14 protein-coding genes are annotated in these 15,428 nt (G+C 68.0%); 6 read left to right on the forward strand and 8 right to left on the reverse strand.

Annotated features, from left to right (window positions below; translation table 11 throughout):
* Nucleotides 1-28: 28 nt before the first annotated feature.
* Nucleotides 29-2,314 (reverse strand): nitric-oxide reductase large subunit, encoded by a 2,286-nt coding sequence (locus WBB14_RS14990; RefSeq protein WP_424240527.1) that lies wholly within the window; start codon nt 2,312-2,314, stop codon nt 29-31.
* Nucleotides 2,315-2,552: 238 nt separating this feature from the next.
* Here WBB14_RS14990 and WBB14_RS14995 point away from each other — a divergent pair, with 238 nt between their 5' ends.
* The gene (locus tag WBB14_RS14995; RefSeq protein WP_424240528.1) at nt 2,553-3,011 is read left to right on the forward strand and encodes a MarR family winged helix-turn-helix transcriptional regulator; all 459 of its coding nucleotides are present in this window, start codon (nt 2,553-2,555) and stop codon (nt 3,009-3,011) included.
* A complete protein-coding gene (locus WBB14_RS15000; RefSeq protein WP_424240529.1) occupies nt 3,008-3,712 on the forward strand; it encodes an aspartate/glutamate racemase family protein in 705 nt (234 codons plus the stop codon). The genes WBB14_RS14995 and WBB14_RS15000 overlap by 4 nt, the downstream gene beginning before the upstream one ends.
* A 10-nt stretch (nt 3,713-3,722) precedes the next feature.
* Here the strand turns inward: WBB14_RS15000 and WBB14_RS15005 are convergent, their stop codons facing one another.
* Entirely contained in the window at nt 3,723-4,433 is a 711-nt protein-coding gene (locus tag WBB14_RS15005; RefSeq protein ID WP_424240530.1) for a Crp/Fnr family transcriptional regulator, read from the reverse strand.
* Between the two features lie 162 nt (nt 4,434-4,595).
* On the opposite strand from WBB14_RS15005, the gene WBB14_RS15010 reads away from it, so the two are divergent.
* Nucleotides 4,596-6,251, forward strand: coding sequence for an acyl-CoA synthetase (locus WBB14_RS15010; RefSeq protein ID WP_424240531.1), 1,656 nt, complete (start codon nt 4,596-4,598; stop codon nt 6,249-6,251).
* 37 nt (nt 6,252-6,288) lie between these two features.
* A complete protein-coding gene (locus tag WBB14_RS15015; RefSeq protein WP_424240532.1) occupies nt 6,289-8,058 on the forward strand; it encodes an acyl-CoA dehydrogenase in 1,770 nt (589 codons plus the stop codon).
* 902 nt (nt 8,059-8,960) lie between these two features.
* Here WBB14_RS15015 and WBB14_RS15020 read toward each other — a convergent pair.
* The gene (locus tag WBB14_RS15020) at nt 8,961-10,184 is read right to left on the reverse strand and encodes an MFS transporter (protein ID WP_424240533.1); all 1,224 of its coding nucleotides are present in this window, start codon (nt 10,182-10,184) and stop codon (nt 8,961-8,963) included.
* Nucleotides 10,185-10,312: 128 nt separating this feature from the next.
* Between WBB14_RS15020 and WBB14_RS15025 the strand changes: the two genes are divergently transcribed.
* Entirely contained in the window at nt 10,313-10,768 is a 456-nt protein-coding gene (locus WBB14_RS15025) for a winged helix-turn-helix transcriptional regulator (protein ID WP_424240534.1), read from the forward strand.
* A gap of 12 nt (nt 10,769-10,780) precedes the next feature.
* Here the strand turns inward: WBB14_RS15025 and WBB14_RS15030 are convergent, their stop codons facing one another.
* The 4 genes from WBB14_RS15030 to WBB14_RS15045 form a co-directional block, all read right to left on the reverse strand.
* Nucleotides 10,781-11,755, reverse strand: coding sequence for a pyridoxamine 5'-phosphate oxidase family protein (locus tag WBB14_RS15030; protein WP_424240535.1), 975 nt, complete (start codon nt 11,753-11,755; stop codon nt 10,781-10,783).
* Nucleotides 11,756-11,782: 27 nt separating this feature from the next.
* Nucleotides 11,783-12,421: a glutathione S-transferase family protein gene (locus tag WBB14_RS15035; protein ID WP_424240536.1), complete on the reverse strand. Its 639-nt coding sequence runs from the start codon at nt 12,419-12,421 to the stop codon at nt 11,783-11,785.
* A 159-nt stretch (nt 12,422-12,580) separates the two neighbouring features.
* Nucleotides 12,581-13,486 carry a LysR family transcriptional regulator gene (locus WBB14_RS15040; protein ID WP_424240537.1) on the reverse strand — a complete coding sequence of 302 codons (906 nt, stop codon included), beginning with the start codon at nt 13,484-13,486 and terminating at the stop codon, nt 12,581-12,583.
* A gap of 99 nt (nt 13,487-13,585) precedes the next feature.
* Nucleotides 13,586-14,476 (reverse strand): LysR substrate-binding domain-containing protein, encoded by an 891-nt coding sequence (locus tag WBB14_RS15045; protein ID WP_424240538.1) that lies wholly within the window; start codon nt 14,474-14,476, stop codon nt 13,586-13,588.
* A gap of 130 nt (nt 14,477-14,606) precedes the next feature.
* On the opposite strand from WBB14_RS15045, the gene WBB14_RS15050 reads away from it, so the two are divergent.
* Nucleotides 14,607-15,278: a flavodoxin family protein gene (locus WBB14_RS15050; RefSeq protein WP_424240539.1), complete on the forward strand. Its 672-nt coding sequence runs from the start codon at nt 14,607-14,609 to the stop codon at nt 15,276-15,278.
* On the opposite strand, the gene WBB14_RS15055 is transcribed toward WBB14_RS15050, so the two are convergent.
* A partial coding sequence (locus WBB14_RS15055; RefSeq protein WP_424240540.1) for a helix-turn-helix transcriptional regulator occupies nt 15,197-15,428 on the reverse strand: 232 nt, incomplete at its 5' end. The genes WBB14_RS15050 and WBB14_RS15055 overlap by 82 nt on opposite strands.

Consider the following 15,428-nt stretch of genomic DNA (forward strand, 5'->3'; position numbering starts at 1 on the left):
CGCTCGCGCGCATCCGCGGGACGGGTTGCTAGCCGCGCGCCGCCTTGGGCTGCAGGCGCGGTTCGGCCAGCGCGGGCTTGCCGCTCAGAAGGCCCAGGATCACCTGCATCACGATGGCCAGCGCGCCCAGCAGGAACACCACGTCGCCAAAGGTGCGGCCCCAGCGCAGGGTCTTCAGCAGGTCCTGCTGCATGAAGGCTTCGCTGCGGGCGTACCACATCCCTTCGCTGACGCTGGCATGGAACTGGATCAGCCCGATCGGCAGCAGACTGGTGAAGATCATCAGCCCCAGGCCCAGGTTCATGCCCCAGAACGCCAGCTTCATCAGGCCGGGGCTAAGCGCATACTGCGGACGGATATAGCGCAGCACCAGCAGGGTGAAGCCCAGCGCCAGGAAACCGTACACACCGAACAGGGCCGCGTGCGCGTGAACCGGCGTCGTGTTCAGGCCCTGGATGTAGTACAGCGACACCGGCGGGTTGATCATGAAGCCGAAGACGCCCGCGCCCAGCATGTTCCAGAAGGCCACGGCCACGAAGCACATCAGCGGCCACTTCAGGTTATCCATCCAGGCCGCGCGGGTCTTGAGGCGCCAGTTTTCCCAGGCTTCGTGGCCCAGCACGATGAGCGGCACCACTTCCAGCGCCGAGAAGCTGGCGCCGACGGCCATCACGGGCGTGGTCGTGCCGGCGAAGTACAGGTGGTGGAAGGTGCCGGGTATGCCGCCCAGCATGAAGAGCGAAGCCGAGGCCAGGCTGGCGGTGGTGGCCATGCGGCGCGACACCAGGCCCAGCGTGGAGAAGATGAAGGCCAGCGCCGTGGTCGCGAAGACTTCGAAGAAGCCCTCCACCCACAGATGGACGATCCACCAGCGCCAATACTCCATCACCGTCAGGTGGGTGCGCTCGCCGTAGAAGAAGCCGGCGCCGTAGAACAGGCCGATGGCGCCGACCGAGGCGGTCAGGAGTGCCAGCAGGTTCTTGTCGCCGCCGGGCGTGCGCAGCGCGGGCACGATGCCGCGCAGCATCAGCACCAGCCAGAAGCAGATGCCCGCGAACTTGCCGATCTGCCACAGGCGGCCCAGGTCCACGTATTCATAGCCTTGGTGGCCCAGCCAGAAGTTCAGGTCCGGCGGCATGATCTGCGCGATCGCCAGGTAGTTGCCGGTGAACGATCCGACCACCACCAGCACCAGCGCCCAGAACAGGATGTCAACGCCCACCTTCTGGAACTTCGGGTCGCGCCCGCCGTTGATCAGCGGCGCCAGGAACAGGCCAGCGGCCAGGAAGCCCGTGGCGATCCAGAACAGCGCGCTCTGGATATGCCAGGTGCGCACCAGCGAATACGGGAACCACTGCGACACGTCGATGCCGTAGAACTTCTGCCCTTCGACGGTGTAGTGCGCGGTGAACCCGCCCAGCAGCACCTGGAAGCCGAACAGCGCCACCACCAGGAACAGGTATTTGCCCAGGGCGCGCTGCGATGGCGTCAGCGGGAAGGTGGTCAGCGGATCCTTGGCGGGCGCCGGCGGCTCGTCCTCTTCCTTGCCGCGCAGGAAGGCCCAGGCCCAGACCAGGAAGCCTATGCCCGCCAGCAGCACCACCACGCTGATGATGGACCACATGACGTTTTCGGCGCTGGGCACGTTGTCGATCAACGGTTCATGCGGCCAGTTGTTGGTGTAGGTGACGTTCTTGCCTTCGCGCTCGGTCGCCGCCGCCCACGCCGTCCAGAAGAAGAAGTGCGTGAGCTGGGTGCGGCGCGCGGCGTCGGGCAAGGTGTTTTCCTTCATCGCGAAATTCTCGCGGCTGCGGTGCAGCGCGGGCGCGTCGGAAAACAGCTGGTCGTAGTAGGCGGCGGTCTGCGCCATGGCGCGCGCGCGCCGCGGACTCACCGTCAGCGTGTCGGTCGCGGCATCGCTGCGGTTGGCGCGGTACTCGGCCTTCAGGTCGGCGCGCAGCGCGGCCTGGGCGCGCGCGTCCAGCTGGGCATAGTCCTGGCCGTGCTGTTCGCGCGCGGCCAGGTCCAGCCAGGCCGTCAGCTCGCGGTGCAGCCAGTCGGCCGTCCAGTCCGGCGCCTGGTAGGCGCCATGCCCCCAGACGGAGCCGAGCTGCATGCCGCCCACCGATTGCCAGGCCGTCTGGCCGTCCAGGATGTCGTCGCGGCCGAACAGCGGCTTGCCGTCAGTCGTCACGACCTGGCCAGGTATCGGCGGCGCCTGGCGATAGACCTCGCCGCCATAGAAGCCCAGCAATGCGAATGTGATCGCCACGACGGCGATCAAGGTGAACCATAATTTCCGATACGGACCCATGATGGGAACGCCCTCCAGTGTTGCGGTTTTGGGGTACGTACCCTTATGCGAATTCCGTGCCAGGAAAATTTCCATTCAAATCATGGCGTTGTATTTCACCGGGTGGATTTGACCGCCACAATCGAGGGTATAAATAACTGCGGCAGGGTTATTTGGACCCTTCCAGATGTCCTGGCGGCGGCCCCGCCCTCTTACAATCAGCCGCTGCATTCCCACCTCTTTCAAAGGAACCGACCGCATGGCCACGGGCAAGCCCGATGCGTGGAGCCTCTTCCTGACCGCGCATGCGCTGGTGGTGGAAGAAATCGAAAAGCGCCTGTCGGCCGCCGGCCTGCCGCCGCTGGCCTGGTATGACGCGCTCTGGGCGCTGGAACGCGCGCCCGAAGGCACGGCCAGGATGTTCGAGATCGCCGAGCGCATGGTGATCGCGCGCTACAACCTGACCCGCCTGATGGACCGCATCGAGGCCGAGGGCCTGGTCGAACGCTTCCGCTCGGACGAGGACCGCCGCGCCACCTACGCCCGCCTCACGCCCAAGGGGCGCGCGCTGCGCCGCGAGATGTGGCAGGTCTACGGCCCTGCCGTCGACGAATTGTTCCTGTCGCGGCTGCCGCAGGCGCAACAGGACGCCATGGCGGCCAGCTTTCTCGACATCGCCCGCCACGTGCGCGCATCCAGCAAGGAGTCCGCAACATGACCGCCACGCCGCTGCACATCGGCATCGTCGCCTGCTCCGCCGAAGGCGCCGCGCTGTGCTACCGCACCCTGTGCGCGGAAGGCGCCGAACGCCTGGGGCCACACGCGCACCCGGAGATTTCGCTGCACACGCATTCGCTGGCGGACTACGTCGCCTGCCTGGACCGGGCCGACCTGGCCGGCGTGGGCGCGCTGATGCTGTCCTCGGCCGGCAAGCTGGCGCGCGCAGGCGCGGACTTCCTGATCTGTCCGGACAACACCATCCACCAGGCGCTGGCGCATGTGCTGCCGCAATCGCCCCTGCCCTGGCTGCATATCGCCGCGGAAGTCGCGGCCGAGGCCCAGGCGCGCGGCCACCGCCGTATCGGCATCCTGGGCACGCGCTGGCTGGTGGACAGCAGCGTCTATCCCGACAAGCTGGAAGAACGCGGCCTGCAATGGCTGCGGCCGTCCGAAGACGACCGCGACACGCTGGCCCGCGTCATCATGAATGAACTGGTGTACGGCGTATTCAGGCCGGAATCCGTGGCCCGGCTGCAAGCCGTGATCGAACGCCTGCGCGAAGCCGGCTGCGATGCCGTGGTGCTGGGATGCACCGAACTGCCGCTGGTGCTGAACGACGGCAATGCCGCCCTGCCCACGCTGGATTCCACCCGCATCCTGGCGCGCGCGGCGCTGGCCCGCGCCCTGCGCGGCGCCTGATCCGGCGCCCTCAGAGCTGGTCCAGGCCGTACTGCCGCAGGCGGTCCAGGTCCAGCACCTTGATCTGGTTGTAGGCCAGCGCCAGGATGCCCTGGTCCGCCAGCGTCTGCAGCGCCTGGTTGACCCGCTGGCGAGACAGACCCGTCAAATAGCCTAGTTCTTCCTGCGAAATCGCCAGCGTCAGATCGGTGGACGGATACAGCTGCGGATTGAACAATTGCGCCAGCGACTGCGCCACGCGCGCGTCCGCATCCAGCAAGCGGTGGTTCTGGATGGAGGCGATGAACTCGCCCATGCGGTTGTTCAACTGGCCGATGACAAAATGCGAGAACGGCAGGCTGGCCGCCAGAAGCGCATGGAAAGTGGCCGTCGGCACCTGCAGCACCAGCGACGGCTGGATCGCCACCACGTCGTACTTGCGCAGTTCGCGCTTGATGACGCTGCCCTCGCCGAACCAGCCGCCGGGCGGCACGCCCGAAAAGGTGCAGCTGCGGCCCGACTCGTTGTAGATGGCCAGCTTCAACAGGCCCGAATGCACCCCCAGCCAATAGTCCGAAGGCGCGTTGCGCCGCGCGATCCAGGCGCCATTGGCCACGTGCTCGGCGCGCGAGGTCGCCAGCACCAGGTCCTGGTGGCGGGCCTCCAGCGCGGCGAACCAGGCGCAAGCCTCGAACAGGCCGGCCAGTTCCGCAGCGGAAACGATGTTTGAAACGTCGGACATGGGAATAACTGTGTAAAACTTGGGAAAGCCAGGTTGGCCGCCGGTCTGTCATGCAGGTGACAGACAGTATTTTCGGCGGCCCCGTAAGCTAGGGCAAGCGACGGGGATCAAACTCCCCGCACACGGATAAGGGACGCCTGCGCGTCCCAACTGGAGACAAGCATGAGCGCTATGTTCGATCACGGCCTTGCGCGCCGCGACGCCAACTACGAAGCCCTGACCCCGGTGGACTTCATCGCCCGCGCGGCGCAGGTCTACGGCCAGCGGCTGGCCATCGTACACGGCAAGGTGCGCCGCAACTGGGCCCAGACCTACGAGCGCGCCCAGCGCCTGGCCGGCGCGCTGGCGCAAGCCGGGATCAAGCGCGGCGACACCGTGGCCGTGATGCTGCCCAATATTCCCGCCATGGTCGAAGCCCACTTCGGCGTGCCCATGCTGGGCGCCGTGCTCAATACCCTGAACACCCGCCTGGACACGCCCAGCGTGCTGTTCATGCTGGGCCACGGCGAGGCGCAGGCGCTGATCGTGGACACGGAGTACGCCGAAGTCGCCCAGCGCGCGCGGGCCGAATTCCCGCATATCAAACTCATCTCGGTGCATGACCTGGAAACCGCTGCGGCGGAGCTGCCCGGCGCGGTCGACTACGAAGCCTTCCTGGCCGGCGCCCCCGCCCGCTACGACTGGAAGCCGCCCGCCGACGAATGGGACGCCATCGCGCTGAACTACACCTCCGGCACCACCGGCGACCCCAAGGGCGTGGTCTACCACTACCGCGGCGCCTATCTGAACGCCATCAGCAACATCCTCGAATGGGACATGCCCAAGCATCCGGTCTACCTGTGGACCCTGCCGCTGTTCCATTGCAATGGCTGGTGCTTCGCCTGGACCATCGCCGCGCGCGCCGGCGTCAACGTGTGCCTGCGCAAGTTCGATCCGCAAACCGTGTTCGACCTCATCCGCAATGAGGGCGTCACCCACTATTGCGGCGCGCCCATCGTGCAGAGCGCGCTGGCCAATGCGCCTGCCGAAATGCGCGCCGGCATCGACCACACCGTGCGCACCATGGTGGCGGGCGCCGCGCCCGCGCCTGCCGTCATCGCCAAGATGCGCGATATCGGCTTTGAACTGACCCATGTGTACGGCCTGACCGAAGTCTACGGACCGGCAGCCGTGTGCGCCCGCCAGGAAGCCTGGGACGCGCTGGACGAGGAAGAGCGCGCGCTGCGCAATGCGCGCCAGGGCGTGCGCTACCACCTGCAGGCCGGCGTGTCCGTGCGCAATCCCGACACCATGGAAGAAGTGCCGGCCGACGAGCAGACCGTCGGCGAGGTCATGTTCCGCGGCAACATCTGCATGAAGGGCTACCTGAAGAACGAACGCGCCACCGAGCAGGCCTTTGCCGGCGGCTGGTTCCGCACCGGCGACCTGGGCGTGATGACGGCCGACGGCTACGTCCGCATCAAGGACCGCAGCAAGGACATCATCATTTCCGGCGGCGAGAACATCTCCAGCATCGAGGTCGAAGACGCGCTCTACCGCCATCCCGCCGTGGCGGCGGTGGCCGTGGTGGCCATGCCCGATCCCAAGTGGGGCGAGACCCCTTGCGCCTTCGTCGAACTCAAGCCTGGCTGCAGCGCCACCGCCGAAGAGATCATCGCGCACTGCAAGCTGCTGCTGCCCGGCTTCAAGGTGCCGCGCGCGGTACGCTTCGGCGAACTGCCCAAGACCTCCACCGGCAAGATCCAGAAATTCGAACTGCGCGCCGCCGTCGGCGCGACCCAGGCCATCGACGTGGCCGGCCCCGGCAAGGCCGGCTGAACCCCTCGTCCCCATCCCATCCAGGAGCTCCGACGCCATGACGTACCAAGCCCCCGTCAAAGACATGCTGTTCGTGCTGAACCATCTTGCCGGCCTGCCGCAAGTCGCCGCGCTGCCCGGCTTCGAGGAAGCCACGCCCGACACCACCCAGGCCGTGCTGGAGGAATCCGCCCGCTACACCGCCGACGTGCTGGCCCCGCTGAACCACCCGGCTGACCGCGAGCCCAGTTCCTGGCGCGATGGCGCCGTCACCACCTCGCCGGGCTTCAAGCAGGCGTTCAACCTGTACGCCGAAGCCGGCTGGCAGGGCATGACGCATCCCGTGGAATATGGCGGCCAGGGCCTGCCGGGCCTGATCGGCTCGCCCTGCTCCGAAATGCTGAACGCCGCCAACCTGTCCTTCGCGCTATGCCCGCTGCTGACCAACGGCGCGATCGAGGCGCTGCTGACTGCCGGTTCGCCCGAACTGAAGCAACGCTTCATCGAGCCCATGATTTCCGGACGCTGGACCGGCACCATGAACCTGACCGAACCGCAGGCGGGCTCGGACCTGGCCATGGTGCGCTCGCGCGCGCAGCCCGTGGGCGACGGCACCTACCGCATCTCCGGCACCAAGATCTTCATCACCTACGGCGAGCACGACCTGGCCGAGAACATCCTGCACCTGGTGCTGGCGCGCCTGCCCGACGCGCCCGAAGGCGTCAAAGGCATTTCGCTGTTCCTGGTGCCCAAGTTCCTGGTCAACCAGGACGGCACGCTGGGCGCGCGCAACGACGTCCATTGCGTGTCGATCGAACACAAGCTGGGCATCAAGGCCAGCCCCACCTGCACGCTGCAGTTCGGCGACGCGGGCGGTGCGCTGGGCTATCTGGTGGGCCAGGAAAACCGCGGCCTGGACGCCATGTTCATCATGATGAACGCCGCCCGCTACGCGGTGGGCGTGCAGGGCGTGGCCGTCGCCGACCGCGCCCACCAGCATGCGCTGGCCTATGCCGCCGAGCGCGTGCAGAGCCGCCCGGTGGACGGCTCGTCGAAGGAAGCGGTGGCCATCATCCAGCACCCCGACGTGCGCCGCATGCTGGGCACGATGCGCGCGTTGACCGAGGCCGGCCGCGCCCTGGCCTACTACACCGCCGGCCACGCCGACCAGGCGCACGCCAACCCCGACGCCGAGGCCCGCAAGCGCCATCTGGCGGTCCAGGAGTACCTGGTGCCCATCGTCAAGGGCTGGTGCACCGAGATGTCCATCGACGTGGCCAGCCTGGGCGTGCAGGTGCACGGCGGCATGGGCTTCATCGAGGAAACCGGCGCCGCGCAGTACTACCGCGACGCCCGCATCCTGACGATCTACGAAGGCACCACGGCGATCCAGGCCAACGACCTGGTGGGCCGCAAGACCCTGCGCGACGGCGGCGCCGTCGCCCGCGCCCTGCTGGCGGAAGTCTCCAAGACTGAAGCGGCGCTGGAGGCCCGCAGCGAACCGGTCGCCCGTCTGATGCTGGCGCCTTTGCGCCAGGCCCGCGCGGCCCTGGCCGACGCCGTCGACTTCGTCCTGACCAATGCCGCCAGCCGCCCCAACGCGGTGTTTGCGGCGGCCGTGCCGTATCTGCTGCTGGCGGGCACCACCTTTGCCGGCTGGCAGATGGCTCGCGCGCTGCTGGCCAGCCTGGACCTGCGCCAGGAAGACCCGGCCTTCCACGACGCCAAGATCGCCACCGCGCAGTGCTACGCGCTGCATAAGCTGAGCCAGGCGCCGGGTATGGCGGCGGTGGTGCTGGGGTCTGGGGAGTATGAGGTGCAGCCGTAGCTGGCTATGGTGTGCTGCGGGCGCTCGATGCATGAAGGTCTTGTTGGCGATTGGTTTCAGGGTGGCGTTCCGGTGCTTCGTAGGCCGCTCGTCGGCGCGGGCGCCTGAGTGGCGGGCGCCCACGATTGCGGTCCGGAGCCTTCGCTCCGGACTGCCCCTTCGTCATCGTCGTTGCCGCCTGCGGCGGCTGCCTTCCGATTCCCTCGGGCGCATCGAGGTTGCCCGCCACTCAGGCGCCCGCGCCGACGAGCTACTAGAATCTTGGTCTGGTGCGCTGCTGCAGCCGTGGCCAGGGACGAATCTTGTATTGCCCGTCATTCTCGGCCGCGCGGGCGGCCGAGAATGACATACGTGATTTCTTAAATTTCGACTGTGTCCGCTAGCGCGATTGCGACGAGTGGTTTGCTAATGGTCCCCAGCTCATTGGGGGGATGGCGGTGATGGGCGGCGCGCGGCGGGCAGCCGCTTACGCATGCAGACCCGGACGCGCGCCGCCCATCCGGCATCAGAGTTGAAGTGACGAATCTAGGTCAGCCTGCGCCCAGGTGTCAGATCCGACCGAAATCACCACCAGCGCGCAGCGTCATCACATGACGCAAGACACCGCGTAAGCCCCAAGAGGCCGCCCGGGCGGCCGGCCTGGGGCGGGCCCCGCAAGACACGCCAACACCCCACCGTGGCCAAAACGCCAAGCACACCGCCCGCCCCAGCGCCCGTGGAGATTCAACCAGCCGAGCCTGTCGCGTCGGTGGCCTGCGGGACGCGGGGCGTCGATAAGCCCGACGGAATCCGAAGGAACCGCCGCAGGCGGTGACGAGGATGAGGAAGGGGAAGTCCGGAGCGAAGGCTCCGGACCGCAATCGTTGCCCCGCGTCCCGCAGGCCACCGACGCGACAGGCGTCTTAAGAACCAACGAGCAAACGCTCACCACGCGGCAACGTCACCGCCCAGAACACCAACGCCACAACACTAATCCCCGCGCCCAGCACGCAAACCCCCAACCACCCAGCCTGAGCATAAACCGCCGTAGACGCGATCGACCCCAGTCCGCTACCCACCGCGTAGAACATCATGTAGCCGCCGACCAATCGACTATGCGCCTGCGGATTCACGCTGAAGATCATGGTCTGGTTAGTCACGTGCAGCGCCTGCAGAGCGATATCCAGGACCAGCACGCCCAGGGCCAGCAGCCACAGGCTTTGCTCCAGGAAAGCGATGGGCACCCAGGCCAGGCATAGCAGCACCAACCCCACCGCCGTAGTCCGCTCGCCCTGCCCGCTGTCGGCCAGGCGCCCGGCGCGCGCCGCCATCAGTACGCCCGCCACGCCCACCAGCCCGAACGCGCCCACTGCACTGTGCGTCAGGGAATGCGGCGGCGCGCTCAGGGGCAGCACCAGTGCGGTCCAGAAGGCGCTGAAGGCGGCGAACATCAGCAGCGCGATCATGCCGCGCACGCGCAGCACGCGCTCGGTGGCCAGCAGGCCGTAGAGCGAGCGCAGCAAGGCCCAATAGCCCATCTGCAGCGCGGGCAGCCGGCGTTGCGGCAGGCGCCGCGCCAACACCACGGCCAGCACCGCGGCCAGCGCCGCCGACACCACATAGACCGCGCGCCAGCCCCACAGATCCGCCACCGCGCCGGCCAGCGTGCGCGCCAGCAACAGGCCGATCACCACCCCGCCCTGCGCTGCGCCGAGCACGCGGCCGCGCTCGCCCGGCGCGGCCAGCGCGGCGGACAAGGCCAGCAGGCCCTGCGTCATCGCCGTCCCCAAAAGGCCCAGCGCCACCATGCCCAGCAACAGCCAGGGCGTACCCGCCGACAGCGCCACGGCAACCAGAGACAGCACCAGCAGCGTCAGTTGCCCCAGCATCAGGCGTCGGCGGTCCAGCAGGTCGCCCAGCGGCACCACGAACAGCAGCGCCAGCGCACAGCCCAGCTGCGTGGCCGTGACCACGATGCCCACCGCGCCTTCGGCGATGCCGAACTCGCGGCCGATGGCGTCGAGCAGGGGCTGGGCGTAATACACGTTCGCCACGCTCAGGGCGCAGGCGACCGCCAGCAGCATCACCAGGGATCTGGGCATCGGGCCGGGGGATGCGGGGTCGGCGGGTTCTGGTCGGGCAGGCATGTCTTGCTCCAATTTGGTTGCGTTATAAAACCAGAATAGTAGGTTTCAAGGTTTTATAATGCAACCGAAATTTCAAAAAACCCGCCATTGCCACCCATTGCCGTCATTCCCCTCAGCAAGGATCCGATATGGTCAAACGCACTAGTCTCGAAGGCGCCGCCTGCCCGGTGGCACGCTCCCTGGACGCGATCGGCGACTGGTGGTCGCTCTTGATCGTGCGCGACGCCTTCGACGGCTTGCGGCGTTTCGGCGAGCTGCAGAAAAGCCTGGGCGTGGCCAAGAACATTCTCAGCGACCGGCTGCGCACGCTGGTGGCGCACGGCATACTGGAAGTAGCGCCGGCCTCGGATGGCAGCGCCTATCAGGAATACGTGCTGACGGACAAGGGCCGGGCGCTATTCCCGGTGATCGTGGGTTTGCGCCAATGGGGCGAAGAGCATTACTACGGCGCCGCCGAACCCCACTCGACGCTGATAGACCGCAAACGCGGCCAGCCGGTGCGCAAGCTGGAAATCCGGGCGCAGGACGGCCGCCTGCTCGGCCCGGACGACGCCGTGGTGCAGAAGACCGCTGTCGCGGGCTAGGGCCGGAGCGGGCTACAAGGCTCCTGGCCCTGACGGCCACTGTCCCGTCGCCAGGGCGGTCGGCGAGTACGAATCGAAGCGCCAGCGCAAGGCCAGCGCCCCGGGCCGGCGGACCACCCGGCGCGCATGCACCCGCCACAACCGTTCAGCGCCGTCGAACTGCGCGATCTCCGGGCTGTCCAGCACCACTTCGGCCGCGCCTGTCAGTTGCAGCACGTCGCCGCGCTCGAAATCGATGAACAGCAGCCCGGCGCGCGGGTTGAGCGCGATGTTGCCCAGGGTGTTGAAGAAGCGGTTGCCGGAAAAATCGGGAATGGAGAGCACGTCGCCATCCACCCGCACGAATCCCGGCTTGCCGCCGCGATGCGAAACATCGACTCTGCGGCCGCCCTCGTCCGCATAGGTCGCCACGAAAAACGTGTCGGACCGGGCGATCAGCGCCCTCGCCGCATCGTCCAGCCCGCCGCGCTCTTGCGGCGTACCGGGAAAACGCAAGGCGGGCGAACGCGAGAACTGGAACTCGCGCGCCTGGATGTACTGTGGGCAGTTGCCGAAGGACTGTGTCACCGCCACCTCGAAACGCTTGCCGTCCCAGGCCGCGATGCGGCCGTTGGCGCGGTTGCGCCGGCGCGTGTGCAGCTCGATTCCCAGCAGGCCCACCTGCTGGTCCGGCCCCAGGCCGGCCAGCAGCGGATCGTCGGCATCCGGCATGGCGGACACGCGCAGGCTGCGCGCATCGGGCGAGGACACGAAACCCGGCAGGCCTTCCAGCAGGCCGGCCCAGGGATCGCCCTGCCCATCCACCGCGCCCGCCACCACAAAGGGCAACTGCTCGAAAAAGATGCGGTGCTGGTCCGGCATGTAGTCGCGGATGACTTTGCGTCCCGCCACTTCCATGCGTTCGGCGACGCCCGCCTGCTGTTGCAGCAGGCGTTCGCCCGCATGCCAGGGCGACGGCGGGACGGCGGCAGGTTCTGCGATGGCCATGGCGTTCTCCTTGCGTGGCGTCCGCCCTCAAGCGGCCAACAGGCCCACGGGCGATGTGGGCATGGGCACGAAGCGCGGCAGGCTTTCGATGCGGCGCAGCCAGGCGCGCACTTGCGGATAGGCTTGCAGCGACACATTGCCTTCCGGCGCGTGCGCCACGTAGGCATAGCAGGCCACGTCCGCGATGGTGGGCGCCGCTCCCGCCAGGAAATCGCGCGCCGCCAGTTCGCCGTCCATGACCTGCAGCAAGGCGTGCGCGCGGGCCAGCGTGCTGTCCACGTCATGCGACGCGCCGAACAGCACCACCAGGCGCGCCGCGTTCGGACCGTTCACCAACTGGCCCGAGGCCACCGACAGCCAGCGCTGTACCGCTGCCGCGCCGGCGGGATCCTCGGGCAGCCAGGCCTGGCCGTTGTAGCGCTTGGCCAGATAGACCAGGATCGCGGTGGAATCGGCCACCACGACGCCGTTGTCGTCGATGACCGGCACCTGGCCAAAGGAGTTCAGCGCCAGGAATGCGGGACGCTTGTGTTCGCCTCCGCGCAGGTCCACATCCACCTTGCGGTACGGCACCTCCAGCAGGGACAGCATCAGGGCGACGCGATGGGCGTGGCCCGACAGGGGAAAGCTGTAGAACGTCAGCGTAGGGGTCTGGGCGGTTTGCATGAGTGGACTCCAAGTCGGATACAGGCTCCATCTTGGGCCGGCGCCGGCGGCGCGTGAACGGCCAGCGTCCGCAAGACACTCTTGCGATATGTGAAAGAAAGCCGATAGCCATCGCGCGCGCCAGCTGCGCACGCGCGGGCGCAGCCCCGGGACGGGGCGCTATGCGGGCAGCGTCGCCAGGTCGCGGCGCAGGGCCTCGACGCAGAACTCGACGAAGCTGCGCACCTTGGCCGAACTCTTGCGGCCTTCGGGGTACACCACGTGCACGGGCAGCGGCGGCAGTTCGAAGTCGCGCAGCACCACTTGCAAGGCACCGCTGGCCAGATGCCGCGCCACCTGGTAGGACACCACCTGCGTCAGCCCCCAGCCCTCGCACGCCGCCAGCACCGCGGCCTGGAAGGACGTGACCGTCAGCTGCGAATCGACGCGCAGGCTCCTGGACTGGCCATCGTGTTGGAAGCGCCATTGCGGCGTACGGCCCTCCAAGGCGGCGGTGACCGTGCAAAAGCGCTGCAAGGACTCCGGATCCTGCGGCACGCCGTGTTCGCGCAGAAAGGCGGGCGCGGCGCAGACCACGCGGCGCACCTGCCCCACCGGCACCGCCGTCAGCGTGGAATCCGGCAAGGCGCCGATGCGCACCGCCACGTCCACGCGCTCGTCCAGCAGATTCACCACGCGGTCCACCAGCAGCGTGCGCACCGAGACTTCGCGGTGCGCGCGCAGATAGCCCAGCACGGCCGGCATCACGTGCAGTTCGCCGAAGAAGGCGGGCGCGGTGATGCTGAGCGCGCCGCGCGGCGCGGCCATGGCGCCGGCCACGGCATCGTCGGCCTGCTCCACGTCGTCGAGGATGCGGCGGCAGTCGTCGGCATAGCGCTGGCCGGCCTCGGTCAGGCGCAAGCTGCGCGTGGTGCGCACCAGCAGCAAGGCGCCCAGCCGCCGTTCCAACGCCGAAACGCTGCGCGTGACGGTGGGCGCCGACATTTCCAGGCGCCGCGCCGCCGCGGCAAAGCTCTGCGCCTCGGCCACCGCCAGGAATACGCTCATTTCATGGAATCGATTCATGCCTGGCGGCCTCCGCGCTGATTGTCGGGAGAGAGTAGAAGTGCGCGGCCAGCGGCGTCAATCCTGTAACCTGGGCCGCGAGCCGGACGCTTCCCGGCCTCATGCCCGGGCCTCGAATTCCTTGCGCAACCACCCCAGGAATGCCTTGACCGGCGGATGGCGTTCGCGGCCCGGCGCGCACAGCGCGGTGTAGGCCGCTCCCGCCACCCTGACCTCGGGCCGGTACGGCGCCAGGGTGCCGGCGGCCACGCTGTCCGACACCATGACGGAGCTGGCCAGCACCAGCCCCTGGCCGGCGATGGCGGCCTGCAGCGCGTAATGCTCTTCCTCGTAGGCGTGCAGCGCCGCCGGCTTGCGCCAGGACGGCAAGCCGGCCGCCTCGCACCAGTCCTGCCAGCCCTGCTCGTATAGCTGCGAATCGCGCCAACGCACGGTCACCAGCGACGGCGCGCGCTTGCCCGGCAAGGCGGCCAGCGCCGGTGCACCATAGACGCCGAACCACTCCTGCAGCGAGCAGGCAGCGTGCAGCCCCGGCCAGCGCTCGCGGCTGTAGCGGATGGCCAGGTCCACGCTGGCGTCGCGCAGCAGGTCCACCGGTTCAGGGCTGGTGTTCAGCTTCAGCTGGTATTGCGGAAACGCCGCGTAGAAGCGCCCCAGCCTCGGCACCAGCCACAAGGCCGCGAACGAATGCGTGGTGGATACGGTCAACGCGCCCGAAGCCGGCGCGGCGCGCAAGGCGTCCAGGGTCTGCGCGACATCGAGCAAGGCGCCATGCACCCCGGCAAAGAGCCGCGCGCCCTTCTCGGTCAGGCGCACTCCGCGCGGCACGCGCTCGAACAGCGCGTAGCCCACGTGGCGTTCCAGCGCCTTGACCTGATGCGACACCGCGGTGGCCGTGACGGCAAGTTCAGCCGCGGCCAGCTTGAAGCTGAGCAGCCTGGCGGCCGCCTCGAAGGTGCGCAGCGCCGTCACCGGCAACGTGGCGAACATGGGGTCCCTGGCATTAAGGATGAAAAAAATTCATCTTACTCAAGGATTCATCATTTGTCGCATATCAGGAAGAAATACTAAATTTTCCTCACTGCATGACAGCATGCCATGTCCACAAAAGGAACAAAACATGAATTCAGATCATCCCACCAAGCGCCTGTTGATCCTGGTCGGCAGCCCGCGGCGCGACGGCAACAGCGCGGCGTTGGGCGCGGCCGCGCTGCAGGGCGCCGAGGCGGCGGGCATCGCCGCCACGCAGCTGTTCCTGGACGACTACATCCAGTCCTTCCTGCCGGACCTGCGGCACGCCACCGCGCCCGCCGACCACTATTCCGAGCTGTTCCTGGACCATTTCCTGCCGGCCGACGGCGTCCTGATCTGCACCCCGATCTACTGGTACGGCATGTCGGCGCAGACCAAGGCATTCTTTGACCGCTCGTTCAGCCATTACGCCGGCCAAGGTCCCGAACCGGAACGGGTCAAGCAGCGCATGGTCGGCAAGCGCCTGGGCCTGGCGGTGGCATCCGAGGAAACCTACCCGGGCGCGGCGCTGGGCATCGTGCACCAGATCCAGGAATACGCGCGCTACACCCATTCGGATTTCGTCGGCTATGTGCACGGCGTCGGCAACCTGCGCGGCGAAGTCGCGGCGGACCCGCGCCAGCCGTTGCAGGCGGCGGCGGAGCTGGGCGCCACGTTCTTCGCCCGCAAGTACTCGGACTACCGGGTCGAAACGCCGCGCGCCCGCAATGTCTGGGAAGCCGCACCCGCCCTGCGCAGCACGCCGGGCGTGCTGCCGTAGACCTGTTTGAAGACGCGGGTCAGATGGGCCTGGTCGGCGAAACCCACGGCGTGCGCGGCATCCGCCAGCGCCAGGCCGTCGCGCAGCAGGACGCGCGCACGCGCTACCCGCCAGTTGCGCAGCCAGGCCAGCGGCGGCAGCCCATAGCGC

The organism is Achromobacter sp., from assembly GCF_049647645.1.
Lineage (GTDB): Bacteria > Pseudomonadota > Gammaproteobacteria > Burkholderiales > Burkholderiaceae_B > Achromobacter.